A 15183-nucleotide genomic window follows, 5' to 3' on the forward strand; every position below is an offset into this window, starting at 1 on the left:
CGGTGGCGCTGTCCTACCTGGCGCTGGGCGACTCGTACACCGTCGGAGAAGCCGTTGCCGTCGAAGGCCGCTGGCCGCACCAGCTGGCCGCCGCCCTGCGTGCGCAGGATGTGGCGCTGGCCGACCCGCAGACCATCGCCACCACCGGCTGGACCACCGACGAGCTGGACGCCGGCATCGATGCGGCTGCACCCCAGGGCCCGTTCGATTTCGTCAGCCTGCTGATCGGCGTCAACAACCAGTACCGCGGCCGGCCGCTGGACGAGTACCGCGTACAGTTCCAGGCCCTGCTGCAGCGGGCGATCGGCTTTGCCGGGGACCGCCCCGGGCGCGTGCTGGTGCTGTCCTTCCCCGACTGGGGCGCGACGCCGTTCGGTGCCGGCAGCGGCCGCGACCTGGCCACCATCGAGATCGAGACCGACGAGTTCAACGCAGCTGCCGAGGTGATCAGCACCCAGCAGGGCGTGGCCTTCGTCGACATCACCGACATCAGCCGTGACCAGGGCGGCAACCCGGCAATGATCGCCGAAGACGGCCTGCACCCGTCGGCGCGGATGTACGCATTGTGGAGCGCGCGCGCGCTGCCGGTCGCCGCACGCCTGCTCGGTGGAACGGACTGATACGATGGATGGTAAGCCACGGAACGGCCCGCCCCTGCCCTGCACACCGCTGACCACCCCGCAGGCCCGCGCGATCGCCGAAGCGTTCCGCCCGGCACGGGCCTGGGGCAGCCGTCGCGACTACTACTACACCCGCGGCAAGCTCGGCAGCGACCCTCTGTATGACGGCGTGCTGCAGCATCTGCGCGACGACGGGCAGCCGGTGCTGGACCTGGGCTGCGGGTTGGGGCTGTTCGCCCATGTGCTGCGCCAGCGCGGCGGCACCCACCCCTACCTCGGCGTGGACGTGGATGCCAGCAAGATCACCCGTGCCCAGCGTGCCGCCACCGGCCTGCACGCTGTGCGCTTCGACTGCCTGGACGTTCAGGCGCCACTGCCGGCGCAGCCCGGACACGTCCTGTTGCTGGATGTGTTGCAGTACCTGGACGCGGGCCCACAACTGGCACTGCTGCGTGCGGCCAGCGCGCGGGTGGCCGCCGGTGGCCGCCTGCTGCTGCGCACGCCACTGGCCACCGGCGATGGTCGCGACCGCACCACGCGGGTGGCGGACCGGTTGGCCTGGCTGGTCGGCTGGATGGGCACGCGGCCGCGCCACTACCCCGACCCGCACGTGCTGCAAGCGACACTGGCCGAGGCCGGATTGCAGGTGACGGCGCCGCGTCCCCTGCATGGGCGCACGCCATTCAACAGCTGGTTGCTGGTGGCCCAACGCCCCGCGCTGTAGAGCTGCGCTGCGACGTTTTTCCGGTGCTGCGCACCGCCGCCCGAGCATCGGCTCGGGCGCTACAGTAGCGCCCCCTTGTAGAGCCGAGCCCATGCCCGGCTGCTCTACATCACCAAGGCCGGCGTTACGGGACCGGCAGCCGCGCTTTCAGCCCGCGCTCGTCCAGTGCCTTCAGCACGCCCTCGATGATTGCCAGGTTGTGGCCGTGGGCGGCCCCCTCATGCAGCAGCACGATGGCCCCCGGTCGCAGATCCGGCAGCAGGCGGTCGAGCACCCCCTGCGCCGTGCAACCGATGCCGTCGAAGCCGCGCGCGCTCCAGCCGACCCGGACCAGGCCCAGCCGCTGCAGCACCGGCGCCACGAACGGATTGGTCATGCCCACCACCGAGCGGTACCAGCGCACCGGGCGACCGCTTACCGCCTGCAGCGCGTGCTGGCAGCCCTCGATCTCGGCGCGCATCGCCGCCGGGCCCAGCCGCCAGAAGCGCGCCTGCGGATGGCTGTGGCTGTGGTTGCCCAGGTCGTGGCCGCGGCGCAGGATCTCCTGCACCAGTTCCGGCTGCGCCAGCGCGCGCTCGCCCACCAGGAAAAAGGTGGCATGGGCCTGGTGGCGGTCCAGCAGGTCGAGCACGGCACGGGTTTCCGGGCCAGGACCGTCATCAATGGTCAACCAGACGCTGTTGCCGGCATCCGGCAACCGGCTCAGCACCGGCGCATAGAAGCGACTGTTGGGCAGGAACACCGGCACCAAAAACAGCGCGTGGCTGGCCACCATCAGCGGCCCCCCCCAGTGCCAGCCCGCCAGGGCCCAGACCAGGATCACCAGCAGCTGCGACGCCACCAGCCAGGGCAGCCAGCGCCAGGGCCGGGTCGGAATGCGATGCAATGTTCCTGCGTTGCTCATCCCCCATGATGCCATGAGGGGTAGAATCGATGGTTCGAATTCCCGGAACCCCGACGTCCATGTCCCTCGATCCCGCCCTGCGTTCGCGCATCGAATCCATCCTCAACGCCAACCGCGTCGTGCTGTTCATGAAGGGCCAGCCGTCGATGCCGCAGTGCGGTTTCTCGGCCAAGGCCGTGGGCGCCCTGCAGGACCTGGGCGTCGAGTTCGCCCACGTCAACGTGCTGGCCGACCAGGAAATCCGTGAAGGCATCAAGGCCTATGGCGACTGGCCGACCATCCCGCAGCTGTACATCGACGGCGAACTGGTCGGCGGCAGCGACATCGTGCTGCAGATGGCCGCCAGCGGCGAGCTGAGCAGCGTGCTGGGCCTGGCTGCGCCGGACCGTACCCCGCCGAGCATCACCGTCACCCCGGCCGCCGTGGAAATGCTCAAGGGCGCGCTGGCCGATGCCCCGGGCGCGGCCCTGCAGCTGTCCATCGACGCCGGTTTCCAGCCGAACTTCCAGCTGGCCCCGCACGACGAAGGCGCCATCGCTGCCGAGTCCAATGGCCTGCGCGTGCAGTTCGACCTGGCCAGTGCCCGTCGCGCCAACGGCATCACCATCGACTGGGTGGACGACATCCGCGGCAAGGGCCTGGCCATCGACAACCCGAATGCGCCCAAGCCGGTGCAGGAAATCAGCGTGCGCGATGCCGACGACCTGGTGCGTGCCGGCAACATCACCCTGGTCGACGTGCGCCCCGCCGACGAACGTGAGATCGCCGCCGTCGGCGTGCCGTTCAAGACCTTCGACGGCAACGGCCGTGCCGCGCTGGAAGCCCTGCCGAAGGACACTGCACTGGCCTTCATGTGCCACCACGGTGGCCGCAGCGCGCAGGCCGCCGAGCAGTTCCGCGCCCTGGGTTTCACCAATGTGTTCAACGTGACCGGCGGCATCAACGCCTGGTCGGAAGACGTCGACAACGGCGTGCCGAAGTACTGATTGACGGCGCGGGGTCAGCGCCCTTTCCTGCGGAAAGCGGATCTGGCCCCCAAAAAAAGGGGACGGAGGGGATTAAGTCGTTTATGCCACAAACGACTTAATCCCCTCCGTCCCCTTTTTTCAGCCGGCGAAACCGCCTTCGGCCAGGTAGTCCAGTTCCTCCGGCGAGGGAATGCGCCCCAGCACTGCGTTGCGGTGCGGGAAACGGCCGAAGCGGCGGATGATGTCGCGGTGCAGCTCGGCGTACTGCAGGTATTCCTTGTCGCCCAGCACATCGAACATCGCCACCGAACGGTCCTGGTCCAACGGGTCCTCGGAGTGCTCGAACGGCAGGTAGATGAAGGCGCGCAGCTTCGGCACCAGCTGCAGGTCCAGGCCTTCCTCGATGGCGCGCATGGCGTAGTGCCGGGCCAGGCCATCGGTGGCATAGGAATGGGCAGTACCGCGGAAGCAGTTGCGCGGGAACTGGTCCAGCAGCAGCATCAGCGCCAGTGCGCCCTCGGCACTGCCCAGCCAGTGTTCACGCCCACGCGAAGCGGCGGCGAAATGCTCATCCAGGAACAACTGGCGGAACTGCGCGTCGAACGCATCGTCGCGGGCGAACCACTTCGCAGGGCCCGCTTCTTTCCAGAAATCCACCACTTGCGCGGCAACGTCCATCACCTACTCCCCAGGGCCGGCGCGCCGCGCCAGGCCATCATCATCATTCATCGAAGCGCAGGTGGCGGACCGACTTGCCGTTGCGCCGGATAAGCTTAAGCGCCTCGATACCGATCTGGATATGGTTTTCCACGAACTGGGAGCTGACCTTGGCATCGGAAGCCTCGGTCTTGACCCCGTCGGGGATCATCGGCTGGTCCGACACCAGCAGCAGCGCGCCACTGGGAATGTGGTTGGCGAAACCGGCCGCGAACACCGTGGCGGTTTCCATGTCGATGGCCATGCAGCGCATCGCCCGCAGCCGCTCCTTGAAGGCCTCGTCGTGCTCCCAGACCCGGCGGTTGGTGGTGTAGACGGTGCCGGTCCAGTAGTCGTGGCCGAGGTCGCGGATCATGGTCGAGACTGCACGCTGCAGCGCAAACGCCGGCAAGGCTGGCACTTCCGGCGGCAGGTAGTCGCCCGACGTACCTTCGCCGCGGATCGCCGCGATCGGCAGCACCAGGTCACCCAGCTGGTTCTTGCGCTTGAGGCCACCGCACTTGCCCAGGAACAGTACCGCCTTGGGCATCACTGCCGACAGCAGGTCCATGATGATTGCGGCATTGGGGCTGCCCATGCCGAAGTTGATCATGGTGATGCCGTCGATGGTGGCACTGGCCATCGGCCGGTCCAGGCCGATGATGGGCGCACCGGTCAGCTCGGAAAAGGTGTGCAGGTAGCCGCCGAAGTTGGTCAGCAGGATGTGCTGGCCGAACTGGTCCAGCGGCACGCCGGTGTAGCGCGGCAGCCAGTTGTCGACGATTTCCTGCTTGCTCTTCATGGGCGGTCCGGTACGGCGTGGGGCCGCCATTGTAGGCGTGCACGGGCCAACCCACACCTGGGCCGGCAACGAAGAAGGGCGGCCCTGCGGCCGCCCTCCTGGTTCCCTGCGGTCACCGGCGGCTTAGAAGCGCACCGACCAGCGCAGGTTGGCACTGTGGTCACGGCTTTCGTCGCCATACTGGCCGCTATAGCCCAGCTCCAGCTGCTGGCGTGCGGTCAACCATGCCGACAGCCCCAGTTCGGCCACCACCGTCCTGTCAGCCATCGGGGCACCGCTGACCACGAAGCTGTCGCTGCCGGTGGCAAAGGCGAAGCGGGCCGCCGGGTCGCGGTCACCGCTGGCATGACGGTACCCGACGCCACCGCGCAGGTGCAGCCAGCTGTCCTGCTGGAACGAAGCCTTCAGGCCCTTGTCAAAACGCAGGCCGGCCGTGGCCACGGTGGTACGCAGATCGTCCACCTCACCCTGCAGTGCAGCCGCACCGCCGCGTTCGTTGACGCGCTTCATGTCCACTTCCACACGTGCGAGCTGCAGGTAAGGTTCCAGCCCCGCCTCGCGGCCGCCGAAGCGATAGCTCGCCTCGACGAACGCCTGGCGGGTGCGGCCGTCATAGCGTGCCGCCAGCGTATCGCTGTAACCGGAGAAGGCCAGCTCACGGGTGCTCTTCACCTCATGCTCGCTCCAGGCCAGGCCCCCCCGCAGGCCGAAGGCGCCCCAGTCGTGACTGGCATAGGCCCCCAGGTGCGTATTGTCGACCTTGGCACGCGCACGGCGTCCTTCCTGCTGCTTGGCATCGGTACGGCCGGTACCGGCCAGCATGCCCACCTGCCAGCCGTTGATCTCGCGGTCCACGCCTGCCAGCAGGCCGCTGCTGTTGGCTTCGGTGCGTGCGGTGTTGCCATTGCCGTCCAGCGTGGTGCTGCCACCGATGGCCTGTACCCAGACCCCCGTGGCGGCGTCGCCGTCTGCTCCCGGCGCGCGTACACCGACGCGGCGCGACAGTGCGGCATCACGCACGTAGCGGCTGCCCTCGACCAGGGCCATCGCGGTGGCCGCATGCAGCTCGCCGCTGAGGCCGTCCAGTGCAGCGCCTACCTGTTGAGGGAACAGCAGGGTCAGTGGGCGCGGCAGGCCCTGGTTGACCGCCAGCCGGTCGGCCACAGTGGCCACCGCGCGCTGGTTGTCGGTACTGGCGGCACTGGCAAGCGGATTGCCACGGGTGACTTCAATGCGCGCGCCACCGGTGCCATAGGACAGCCCGAATTTCAGGAACGGCGAGAACGCACTGAAGTCGGTGGTGGCGAACTGGCCACGGATTCCGCCGTCGGCACGGATGAAGTTGAACTGCTCACCCAGGTAATAGGTGCCCGCTTCCGGCAGGGCGATCAGGGTGCCGGCCAGGGTGGCGGTACCGGTGACGCGCAACTGGTCACTGTGCCCGCCCGGGGCCAGCTCGGCCTGGTACACACCGGTGGCGGTCTGCACGTAGTCGCCGTTGATGGTCAGCGTGCCGATCGAGTTGCCCGGTGCAACGATACCGGCCACGGTGGTATCGCCCAGCTGGCCGATGCCCTTCAGTGTGCCGTTCGGGCCAACGAGGGTGTGACCACCGGTCTGCGTGCCGTTGAACGACAGCACGCCACCGTTGACGGTCAGGTCGGAGCCTGCGAGTACCCCGACTGCATTCACACGGCTGTTGCCCAGGCTGGTCAACGCGCTGTTTTCCAGCCTTCCGTTCAATTCGAACGTCCCCTGCGCGGCCACCGAGGTGTGGGCGCCGCGCTGCACGCCGTCGAAGATGACCACGCCACCGTTGACGTTCAGGTCGGAGCCATCCAGCACACCGCGTGCGTTGATATGGCTGGCGCCCCCCTGACTGTTCAACGCAGTGTTCTTCAACGTGCCATTGAGCAGGAAGCTGCCGCCGGCCACGTCCACCGCTCCGGTGAGCGTATTGACGCCATCCAGTTCCAGCACGCCCTCGCGCACCAGCGCACCGTTGAAGCTGTTGTCGCCGCTCAAGCGCAGCCAGCCGATGCCGCTCTTGGTCAGCTTGCCGGGGCCGCCGATGTCGTTGGTCCAGTTGTCCCAGGCATCGCCTTCCCACACTTTCAGGCCACCGGCACGCTGGTTCATCACCACGTCGGTGTCCACGCGCAGCGAACCGTAACCCTCGATGGCCTTGGCCAGGTTCAACAGGCCCCAACCGTAGATGTCGTCGATGCCGGGCGCGCCCAGATCGGTGGTCGTGGTCAGCAGCACATCGCGCACCTGAGCGCTGTCCAGATAGGGGAAGCGTTCAAACAGCAGGCCCAGCGCGCCGGTGACGTGGGGCGCGGCCATGGAGGTTCCACTCAGCAGCGCATAGCCATAGGTAGGCACGCGCTGCTGGATGTCCAGGCTGACGTTGCCGTTGGCGTCGATGCCGACGCTGCCGGCCAGGCTGGAATCATCACCATAGGCGGTCGATACGATGTCCGAACCCGGTGCGGCAAGGCACCAGTTGGCACTCAGGCCGCACTTGTTGGAACGATTGCTCAGGGTCAGATTGGTACCGACGTTGACCACGCTCAACCAGTACGGCTCGATGTCGGCGAATGCGCGCGGCAGCGTGGCGTAGAGGCCGGCGATGGGGCTCTGCGCAGGCGTCGGAATGACCGAACTGGTATTGCCGGCCGCCCACACCTGGATCATCCCGCGCGCACGCGATCCGTCGGCAAAGGTGTTCAGGTACTGGCGGTCGTCCGGGTCGTTGTAGATCGCGTCCATGTCCGTCGCTGTCGTCGGTTCCGTGACCAGGCCCCAGCTATGGTTGATGGCACGCACGCCCTGCGCGTTCATCTGGGCATACAGGTCCTGGAAGGCGCTGACTTTCGGGCCGATCGCGCCCAGTGTCACGACCGAGTAGCCAGTCGCCGTGCGCTGCCACTCGCGGATGCTGTCGGAGAACAGCCGGCCAACGGTCAGGTCCGAACCGAAGGACACACCGTGCATGCCGCTTCCGTCCCGGTTCGCCGCGATGGTGCCAGCAACGTGCGTGCCATGGATCTCGAACTGCATCCCCGGCTGCACATAGGGGCCCGACTCGATGATCCTGCGGATGTTGTCGGGCACGTTGGCGTTGTACCCGACATAGCTGATCTGGACGTCATCGCCATCACTGGCGAAGCAGGCCGCCGGCCCACGCACTGCGGTGGTGTTGGTGCAGCGCGTGCCGTCAGCCATCAGATCGGCGATGCGGATGCTGCGGTTGTCCTTGCCGGCGAATTCCGGATGGTCTAGACCCGTGCCACTGTCGAACACGCCCAGGCGGATGCCCGCACCGGTCAGCCCGCGCGCATAGGCCACGTCGGCATTGATCGCAGCCAGGCCCCAGTCGAGTTCGAATTCACTGGTACGCCAGCTCGCAGCGTCGCCGGGCTTGCCCATGACCGGCTCCGCGGAAGCACCGGCGCTGGGAGCCAGCGCCGCCACCGGAATCGCTACCGAGGGAGCGATCATCGCGGGAGCGGAGTCGCTCATCCCGCTGTGCGCGGCGAACGCCGACTGCAGGCTGCGCTGCAGCTGGTAACGGGCCAGGGCGTCGTCACTGTCCTGGGCCAGTACCGGCAGTGCGGTGGCCACCAGCAACGAACCGACAATGGCCGACGCCAGCGGCGAGGGGAGGAAGGAACGGCGCGAAACGGTCGAACGGCGGAGCTTTGCAGCAGTCATCGGTTGCGTCCTTGATTCCATGAAAGGTACGGGCCCGGCTCCGTCGTTGGAGCAGGTGCGTAAGCTGGTGATACAGGTCAGCGCAAGACGTAATCAGCCCATTGTTTCATCCAACGTTAATATTTCCTTCACAAATCCTCCATCAGAAAATTCCTACCCCCCACGCCCCTGTCCAAGGTCACTTGGCAAGCCACACCGGCCCCGGCTAGCGTCGGTGGATTCATGTTTCTGGCGAGGGGAACTGCATGGCATCGACGTTGTTGCGCACCGGGGTGGCACTGGCGCTGGTTTCATTGAGCACGGCACCGGCGGTGGGCGCCTCGCGCTTCGTCGCCGATCCCTACCCCAGCACCTACCAGGCACACCCCGATGCACCGGTGCTGATCCAGAACGCCACCGTGCTGACCGGCACCGGCCAGCGCCTGGACAACGCCGACGTGCTGCTGCGCGAGGGCCGCATCGTTGCCGTCGGCCGCCAGCTGCAGGCCGATGCCGGTGTCACCCGCATCGATGCGCAGGGCAAGTGGGTCACACCCGGCCTGATCGACGTGCACTCGCACCTGGGCGTGTACCCCAGCCCGGGCGTCGGCGCGCACAGCGACGGCAACGAGATGACCGCCCCGGTCACCGCCAACGTCTGGGCCGAGCACTCGGTGTGGCCGCAGGACCCGGGTTTCGCCACCGCACTGGCCGGCGGCGTGACCAGCATGCAGGTGCTGCCGGGCTCGGCCAACCTGGTCGGTGGCCGTGGTGTGACCCTGAAGAACGTCCCCGCCATCACCTACCAGGCGATGAAGTTTCCCGGCGCACCGTGGGGGCTGAAGATGGCCTGCGGCGAGAACCCGAAGCGGGTGTACGGCGGAGGCAAGGGCGTCGCTCCGGCCACGCGGATGGGCAACGTTGCCGGCTACCGCGCCGCCTTCATCGATGCCGCCGACTACATCGCCAAGAACAAACCGAAGCCGGCCAAGCGCAGGAGCTGGTTCGGCAGCGACAAGGGCGACAGCGCCGGTGATGCTGGCGGCAAGCGCGATCTCAAGCTGGACACGCTGGCCGGCGCGATCGAAGGCGACATCCGCGTGCACATCCATTGCTACCGCGCCGACGAGATGGCCACCATGCTCGACCTGGCCAAGGAATTCGGCTTCAAGGTGGACGCCTTCCACCACGGCGTGGAGGCCTACAAGCTGGCCGACCGGCTGGCCGCCGACGGCGTCTGCGGCGCGCTGTGGGCCGACTGGTGGGGCTTCAAGATGGAAGCCTTCGACGGCATTCCGGAGAACATCGCATTGGTCGATCGGCCGAAGAACAGCTGCGCCATCGTCCATTCCGACTCCCCCGAAGGCATCCAGCGCCTGAACCAGGAAGCGGCCAAGGTGATCGCCGCCGCGCGCCGCGCACGCATGCCGGAGATCCCCCCCGAACACGCCATCACCTGGATGACCGCCAACGCCGCCAGGGCGCTGGGGATTGAAGGCCAGACCGGCACCCTGGAGGCCGGCAAGATGGCCGACGTGGTGGTGTGGAACGGCAACCCCTTCAGCTCGTACGCGCTGGCCGAGCAGGTCTTCATCGACGGCCGCCGCCTGTACGACCGCAGCGCACCTGCGGCCACGCCACGTTCCGACTTCCAGCTTGGCCAGGAGGTGCACTGATGGGCGCGTTGAACAAGCGTCGCCGGGCATGGCTCGGCGCTACGGTCATGGTGCTGGCCTGCCTCTCCGCATCCGCGCAGGCGCAGGACCTGCTGGTGCGCAACGCGACCGTGCATACGGCCAGCACGCGCGGCAGCCTGCAGCACGCCGATGTGCTGGTGCAGGGCGGGATCATCCGCGCAGTCGGCAGCGGGCTGTCCGCCCCGGCCGGGGCCAGCGTGGTCGAGGCCGATGGCCGCCCGCTGACACCGGCGCTGTTCGGGGGCATCACCGAGATCGGCATCGAAGAGGTCTCCGGTGAAGCGAGCACGGTCGACAGCACGTTGAAGATCGGCGAACAACCGTTGCGCCCCGAGTTCGATGTCACCCTGGCGTACAACCCGGCCTCGGTGCTGATCCCGGTGGCGCGCCTGGACGGCATCGGCTTCACCGCTCTGGGGGCGGCCACCGGTGGCGGCTTCGTTGCAGGCCAGGGTGGCGTGATGCGGCTGGACGGCAGCGCCGATCCCCTCGGGCCGCGCGCGCTGTTCCTGCGCCTGGGGTCAGCCGCAGTGGAGCTGACCGGGCATTCGCGTGCGGCGCAATGGATGCTGCTGCAGCAGATGGTGGACGAGGCGCGTGGCCAGGTTGCCGCGGACTCACCGCATGCGCTGCTGACGCCGGCCGGGCGCCGCACGCTGGGCCGCTACCTGGCCGGCCAGGGCTGCATCGTGGTAGAGGTGGACCGCGCGGCGGACATCCGCCAGCTGCTGCGCTGGGCCGTCCGCGAAAAGGTGAAGATCGCCATCGCCGGAGGCAGCGAGGCCTGGCAGCTGGCGCCGGAACTGGCCGCCGCACAGGTACCGGTGTTCGTCGATGTGTTGTCCAACCTGCCGGCCAGCTTCGACCAGATCGGCGCCACGCTGGAAAACGCGGCACGCCTGCAACGTTCCGGCGTGGCGGTCTCGTTCGTGCAGCGTGGCGACGCCTCGCACAACGCCCGCAAGATGCGCCAGCTGGCCGGCAATGCCGTGGCCAACGGTTTGCCCTGGGCCGACGGCCTGGCCGGCCTGACCCGGGTGCCGGCGCAGGCGTTCGGCGTGGCCGACCAGATCGGCAGCATCGAGCCGGGCAAGCGTGCCGACCTGGTGCTGTGGGAGGGCGACCCGCTGGACGTGGCGCACTATGCCGAACAGGTCTGGCTGGGCGGCCGGGCGATGCCGATGCGCTCGCGCCAGACCGAACTGCGCGACCGCTACCTGCAGCGCAACGCGCAGCCCTGACCTCCAGTTATCCAAGGAAACCTGCATGGCCACCCTGCGCTGGTACTTCGACTTCGTCTCGCCCTATTCCTACCTGCATTGGCAGAAGCTGAAGCAGCTACCCCAGTTCGCACAGATCCAGACCGTGCCGATCGCCTTCGGTGCCGTGCTGCATCACCTGGGCAACCTCGGGCCGGCCGAGATTCCGGCCAAGCGCCGCTTCATGTACCGCCAGCTGCTGTGGACTGCGCAGGCCGAAGGAACACGGCTGCGGTTCCCGCCGGGCCACCCGTTCAACCCGTTGTCTGCCCTGCGGCTGTGCCTGGCCGCCGGTGGCAGCGTGCAGGCGGTGGACGTGCTGTTCGACTGGATCTGGCGCGACGGCAATGCCGCCGATAGCGCCGAGGCCCTGCGCGAACCGGCTGCGCGGCTGGGGATCGAGGATGTCGCCAGCGCCATCGCGGCCCCCGCGGTCAAGGAGCAACTGCGGAGGAACACCGAGGCCGCCATTGCTGCCGGCGTGTTCGGCGTACCAACCCTGGCCATCGATGACGAACTGTTCTGGGGCAACGACGCCCATCCGTTGATGGCCGCCGTGCTGGCCGATCCCGCCCTGCTGCAGCAGCCCGAATGGCAGCGCCTGGCCGAACTTCCGGTGGCCGTGCAGCGCAGTCGCTGAACAGGGCCTGGCGCGTTTCCCTCGCGCGCCACGCCGGAATTTGAGATAGATTTCACGTTTCCGAACCTACAACCGCCCTGGAGGGGGAGCCGCGGATGCGCATCGGAATCGTCGTCGACTCGGCCTGCGACCTGCCGCAGGACTTCATTGCCGAGCACAACATCGTGCTGCTGCCGATCACCGTGCGGATCGGCGAAGCCGTGCTGGCCGATCATCGCGATGAGCAGGCCACCCTGAGCTTCCTGCACGCGCACGTGGCCGAGCACGGCGCCGAGGCGGAGACCATCCCCTTCAGTGTCAACCAGATCCGCGACCTGTTCCTGCAGCAGCTGGTGATCGATTACGACCACGTGTTCTGCATGACCATCACCAAGACCCGCAGCCCGATCCACGACAATGCGCTGCAGGCCAGCTTCGCCATCCTCAACGACTACAAGCCGGTGCGGCAGGCGGCGGGCTACAACTCGCCGTTCGCGCTGCGCGTGCTCGATACCCAGAACCTGTTCGCCGCGCAGGCGGTGACTGCGGTGGAGGCGGTTCGCCTGCGTGACAGTGGCGCCAGCGTGCAGCAGATCCGCGAGCGGCTGGAAGAACTGGCCGGCAATGTGCACGGCTACATGGTCACCCGTGATCTGTACTACATGCGTGCGCGCGCCCGGCACAAGGGCGACCGCAGCGTCGGCCTGCTCAGTGCGGCGCTGGGCAGCGCACTGGACATCAAGCCGGTGCTGCACGGCTACCGCGGCGAAACCGGGCCGGTCGCCAAGATCAAGGGCTTCGACAGCGCCGTGCAGAAGCTGTTCGCGGTGGTCGGCCAGCGCGTACGTGCGGGGCTGATGACGCCGACGGTGTGCGTCAGCTACGGCGGAGAACTGGACGAGCTGCGTGCCCTGCCCGGCTACGCACAGCTGAAAGAGGTCTGCGCCGGCCATGGCGTGACCGTGTACGAATCGGTGATGAGCCTGACCGGCATGGTCAATGTCGGCAAGGGCGCGGTCACGGTGGGTTTCGCCGATGGGCCACATCGGTTTGAATGAAGGCCGACCGTGGCTGGAATCTGCACATCGATTCCACCGCGGTTGTGCCAGTCTTGCCGCACTTCAAGGAGAACTTCATGCCCGCGCAGTACCACATCAGCCTGCCCGACCCGTCCAAAGCCCGCGGCAACGACCCTGACCTGTCCTTCCATTCGCAGGGCGCCGCCGGGTTCGCCGAAGAGCTGCAGGACGCCCTGCGCAGCGGCACGCTGTTCGAGCGCTGGAAAGCCAAGCAACCCGACCCGGATGCGGTGGAACCGCAGTGGGGCGTGACCGATCCGGACGCCACCGTGACTGGCGAGCAGAAGGACCTGCGCATCAACCTGGTCGCCACCACCCGTATCGACAGTGACGTGTTCAAGCAGCGCCTGCGCCTGCTGGCCGGCCACCACTGGGAACTGCGCGACGTGCGTTGAGGCCACGCCGTGGTAGGGCCGGCCGCTGGCCGGCAACCGAGGAGATGCCGGCCAGCGGCCGGCACTACCCAGTGCGATGTCCCTGGACGGGCGGCACGCCATGGGCTGGTCCGCTCAACAGTCCATGGTGCCGTGCGCGTTGCCCTCGTCATCCAGCACGCGCGCATGCAGGACCACCCGGTTGCGGCCGGCACGCTTTGCGGCATACAGGCCGGCATCGGCCAGCAGCTGGTCGGCACTGGCCAGCGCCGGTGGGTGCAGGTAGCCCACGCCGACGCTGATGCTGACCGGGCCTTCCGGCAATGGCAGCGCTTCGACCGCTTCGCGCAGGCGCTCAGCCAGCGCCAGCACGCCCGACAGTGGGCTTCCAGGCACGATGACAGCGAATTCTTCACCGCCATAACGCGCAACGCTGTCACCGCCGCGACCTGCGACGCCCTTCAGCACCCCGGCCACCGCCTGCAGGCAACGATCACCGGCCGGATGGCCGTGCCGGTCGTTGAAGGCCTTGAAGTGGTCGATATCCACCAGCAGCAGGCCCAGCTCGGTGCCGCTGCGCCGCGCGCGATTCCACTCGGAGGTCAGCCGCGCGTCGAACTCGCGGCGATTGGCCACGCCGGTGAGGCCATCCTGCCGCGCCAGTTGATCCAGCGCCGCCTGACGCTCCAGCAGATCGGTCTGCAGCAGGACGCTGCGCAGGCCGAAACCAAGGGTGGCTACGACGAAGCCCGCGACGGCCAACGGCCGCGCATGATCGACCACCAGCGTGCCGACCACCAGCAGCAGCAACGGCAGGATGATCGGACCGGCGGCCTGCACCGTCCGCGCCAGCCGCGGGTGTGCCGTGGTGCCTGTGTCCGGCGCCGTGTCCAGCGCCATGCAGGCGATCAGCAGAAAAGGGACGTCGATCAGCAGGTCGTTGAACGCACCGAATGCATCATCGGAGGTGTAGTGGTTGATGTAGTAGGCCACCAGCAGATAGGCCAGTGCGTACAGCGCCAGTGCACGGAAGAACCTGCGCCGTTCGGGCACGTCGCCGGCCAGCCATCGCACCACGGCGAACGCGGCGATACACAGGTTCTGGATGTCGAACATGCGCTGCATGTTGGACATGGCATGGGCGTCGACCTCGACACGGGCGGCGAACGATGCGGTGTGCACGAAGAACAGCACACCCAGCAGCGCCGCCATCGCCGCGTCGATCAGGCTGATGCTCGGGCGCTCGCGGCGTGCCCGGGCCAGGATAAACACCAGCGGCACGCCATACAGCACGTACAACAACAGGCTGACGCGTGGGGTGAAGTCAGCCCGGCCGGCACCCAGCGCATCCACCATGTTGAACGTCATGCCACCGGCCCACAGCAGCAGTGCCATCGCGGTAGAACGCCAGCCCAGAGCGGCGCGGTCACGTTGCGCCCGCAGCAGGCACGCGGCGGCGGCCAGCAGCGGTGCGCCGGTCAGGAACAGGAAAGAACCCACGCCCGCCGGGCTCGGCCAGAACGCCACGGCCAGCCCATGGCAGAGCACGTACAGCAGCGCCAGCACTACCGGCATGCATCCCCCCGATCCGCAAGGCCGTCTGAGCGCACGATAGCGCGCCGGCACGCCACAGCGGCGTGATCCACTGCGGCAAAACGACACTCCGCGTGCATCACCATGGTAGTGCCGGCCGCTGGCCGGCAATCCCAGGGAATTGCAGGGCTGCGGGTTGCCGGCCAGCGGCC

At 67.8% G+C, this 15183-nt stretch carries 13 protein-coding genes; 8 read left to right on the forward strand and 5 right to left on the reverse strand.

Annotated features, from left to right (window positions below; all coding sequences use genetic code 11):
• The first annotated feature begins 2 nt into the window (after positions 1–2).
• Positions 3–620, forward strand: coding sequence for an SGNH/GDSL hydrolase family protein (locus ACM0PK_RS17290; RefSeq protein WP_414607802.1), 618 nt, complete (start codon positions 3–5; stop codon positions 618–620).
• Positions 621–624: 4 nt separating this feature from the next.
• Positions 625–1344: a class I SAM-dependent methyltransferase gene (locus ACM0PK_RS17295; protein ID WP_414607801.1), complete on the forward strand. Its 720-nt coding sequence runs from the start codon at positions 625–627 to the stop codon at positions 1342–1344.
• 124 nt (positions 1345–1468) lie between these two features.
• On the opposite strand, the gene ACM0PK_RS17300 is transcribed toward ACM0PK_RS17295, so the two are convergent.
• On the reverse strand, positions 1469–2248 hold the full coding sequence (locus tag ACM0PK_RS17300) for a polysaccharide deacetylase family protein (protein ID WP_088497401.1): 780 nt from the start codon (positions 2246–2248) through the stop codon (positions 1469–1471).
• Positions 2249–2307: 59 nt separating this feature from the next.
• Here ACM0PK_RS17300 and grxD point away from each other — a divergent pair, with 59 nt between their 5' ends.
• Positions 2308–3234: a Grx4 family monothiol glutaredoxin gene (grxD, locus tag ACM0PK_RS17305; RefSeq protein ID WP_414607800.1), complete on the forward strand. Its 927-nt coding sequence runs from the start codon at positions 2308–2310 to the stop codon at positions 3232–3234.
• A gap of 120 nt (positions 3235–3354) precedes the next feature.
• Here the strand turns inward: grxD and ACM0PK_RS17310 are convergent, their stop codons facing one another.
• The 3 genes from ACM0PK_RS17310 to ACM0PK_RS17320 all read right to left on the reverse strand — a co-directional run bounded on the left by ACM0PK_RS17310 (position 3355) and on the right by ACM0PK_RS17320 (position 8431).
• Complete coding sequence (locus ACM0PK_RS17310) at positions 3355–3894, reverse strand: DUF924 family protein (protein WP_005419210.1); 540 nt, start codon at positions 3892–3894, stop codon at positions 3355–3357.
• Positions 3895–3937: 43 nt separating this feature from the next.
• Positions 3938–4714: an AMP nucleosidase gene (locus ACM0PK_RS17315; RefSeq protein ID WP_049415280.1), complete on the reverse strand. Its 777-nt coding sequence runs from the start codon at positions 4712–4714 to the stop codon at positions 3938–3940.
• 123 nt (positions 4715–4837) lie between these two features.
• The gene (locus ACM0PK_RS17320) at positions 4838–8431 is read right to left on the reverse strand and encodes an autotransporter domain-containing protein (protein ID WP_414607799.1); all 3594 of its coding nucleotides are present in this window, start codon (positions 8429–8431) and stop codon (positions 4838–4840) included.
• Positions 8432–8676: 245 nt separating this feature from the next.
• Here ACM0PK_RS17320 and ACM0PK_RS17325 point away from each other — a divergent pair, with 245 nt between their 5' ends.
• The 5 genes from ACM0PK_RS17325 (at position 8677) to ACM0PK_RS17345 (ending at position 13459) form a co-directional block, all read left to right on the forward strand.
• Entirely contained in the window at positions 8677–10086 is a 1410-nt protein-coding gene (locus tag ACM0PK_RS17325) for an amidohydrolase (RefSeq protein ID WP_414607798.1), read from the forward strand.
• On the forward strand, positions 10086–11348 hold the full coding sequence (locus ACM0PK_RS17330) for an amidohydrolase family protein (RefSeq protein ID WP_414607797.1): 1263 nt from the start codon (positions 10086–10088) through the stop codon (positions 11346–11348). The genes ACM0PK_RS17325 and ACM0PK_RS17330 overlap by 1 nt, the downstream gene beginning before the upstream one ends.
• 25 nt (positions 11349–11373) lie before the next feature.
• A complete protein-coding gene (locus ACM0PK_RS17335) occupies positions 11374–12006 on the forward strand; it encodes a 2-hydroxychromene-2-carboxylate isomerase (protein ID WP_111202285.1) in 633 nt (210 codons plus the stop codon).
• 95 nt (positions 12007–12101) lie between these two features.
• Positions 12102–13043 (forward strand): DegV family protein, encoded by a 942-nt coding sequence (locus ACM0PK_RS17340; RefSeq protein ID WP_019662081.1) that lies wholly within the window; start codon positions 12102–12104, stop codon positions 13041–13043.
• Between the two features lie 77 nt (positions 13044–13120).
• Positions 13121–13459 carry a hypothetical protein gene (locus ACM0PK_RS17345; protein WP_006469105.1) on the forward strand — a complete coding sequence of 113 codons (339 nt, stop codon included), beginning with the start codon at positions 13121–13123 and terminating at the stop codon, positions 13457–13459.
• Positions 13460–13573: 114 nt separating this feature from the next.
• Here the strand turns inward: ACM0PK_RS17345 and ACM0PK_RS17350 are convergent, their stop codons facing one another.
• Positions 13574–15013: a GGDEF domain-containing protein gene (locus tag ACM0PK_RS17350; protein WP_414607796.1), complete on the reverse strand. Its 1440-nt coding sequence runs from the start codon at positions 15011–15013 to the stop codon at positions 13574–13576.
• Between the last annotated feature and the right edge of the window lie 170 nt (positions 15014–15183).

This window comes from Stenotrophomonas sp. FR010, assembly GCF_047520755.2.
GTDB lineage: Bacteria > Pseudomonadota > Gammaproteobacteria > Xanthomonadales > Xanthomonadaceae > Stenotrophomonas > Stenotrophomonas sepilia.

Coding starts and splice junctions, on each gene's coding strand:
- ACM0PK_RS17295 (WP_414607801.1), top strand. CDS start 625: ATGGATGGTAAGCCACGGAACGGCCCGCCCCTGCCCTGCACACCGCTG.
- ACM0PK_RS17300 (WP_088497401.1), bottom strand. CDS start 2,248: ATGAGCAACGCAGGAACATTGCATCGCATTCCGACCCGGCCCTGGCGC.
- grxD (WP_414607800.1), top strand. CDS start 2,308: ATGTCCCTCGATCCCGCCCTGCGTTCGCGCATCGAATCCATCCTCAAC.
- ACM0PK_RS17310 (WP_005419210.1), bottom strand. CDS start 3,894: ATGGACGTTGCCGCGCAAGTGGTGGATTTCTGGAAAGAAGCGGGCCCT.
- ACM0PK_RS17315 (WP_049415280.1), bottom strand. CDS start 4,714: ATGAAGAGCAAGCAGGAAATCGTCGACAACTGGCTGCCGCGCTACACC.
- ACM0PK_RS17320 (WP_414607799.1), bottom strand. CDS start 8,431: ATGACTGCTGCAAAGCTCCGCCGTTCGACCGTTTCGCGCCGTTCCTTC.
- ACM0PK_RS17325 (WP_414607798.1), top strand. CDS start 8,677: ATGGCATCGACGTTGTTGCGCACCGGGGTGGCACTGGCGCTGGTTTCA.
- ACM0PK_RS17330 (WP_414607797.1), top strand. CDS start 10,086: ATGGGCGCGTTGAACAAGCGTCGCCGGGCATGGCTCGGCGCTACGGTC.
- ACM0PK_RS17335 (WP_111202285.1), top strand. CDS start 11,374: ATGGCCACCCTGCGCTGGTACTTCGACTTCGTCTCGCCCTATTCCTAC.
- ACM0PK_RS17340 (WP_019662081.1), top strand. CDS start 12,102: ATGCGCATCGGAATCGTCGTCGACTCGGCCTGCGACCTGCCGCAGGAC.
- ACM0PK_RS17345 (WP_006469105.1), top strand. CDS start 13,121: ATGCCCGCGCAGTACCACATCAGCCTGCCCGACCCGTCCAAAGCCCGC.
- ACM0PK_RS17350 (WP_414607796.1), bottom strand. CDS start 15,013: ATGCCGGTAGTGCTGGCGCTGCTGTACGTGCTCTGCCATGGGCTGGCC.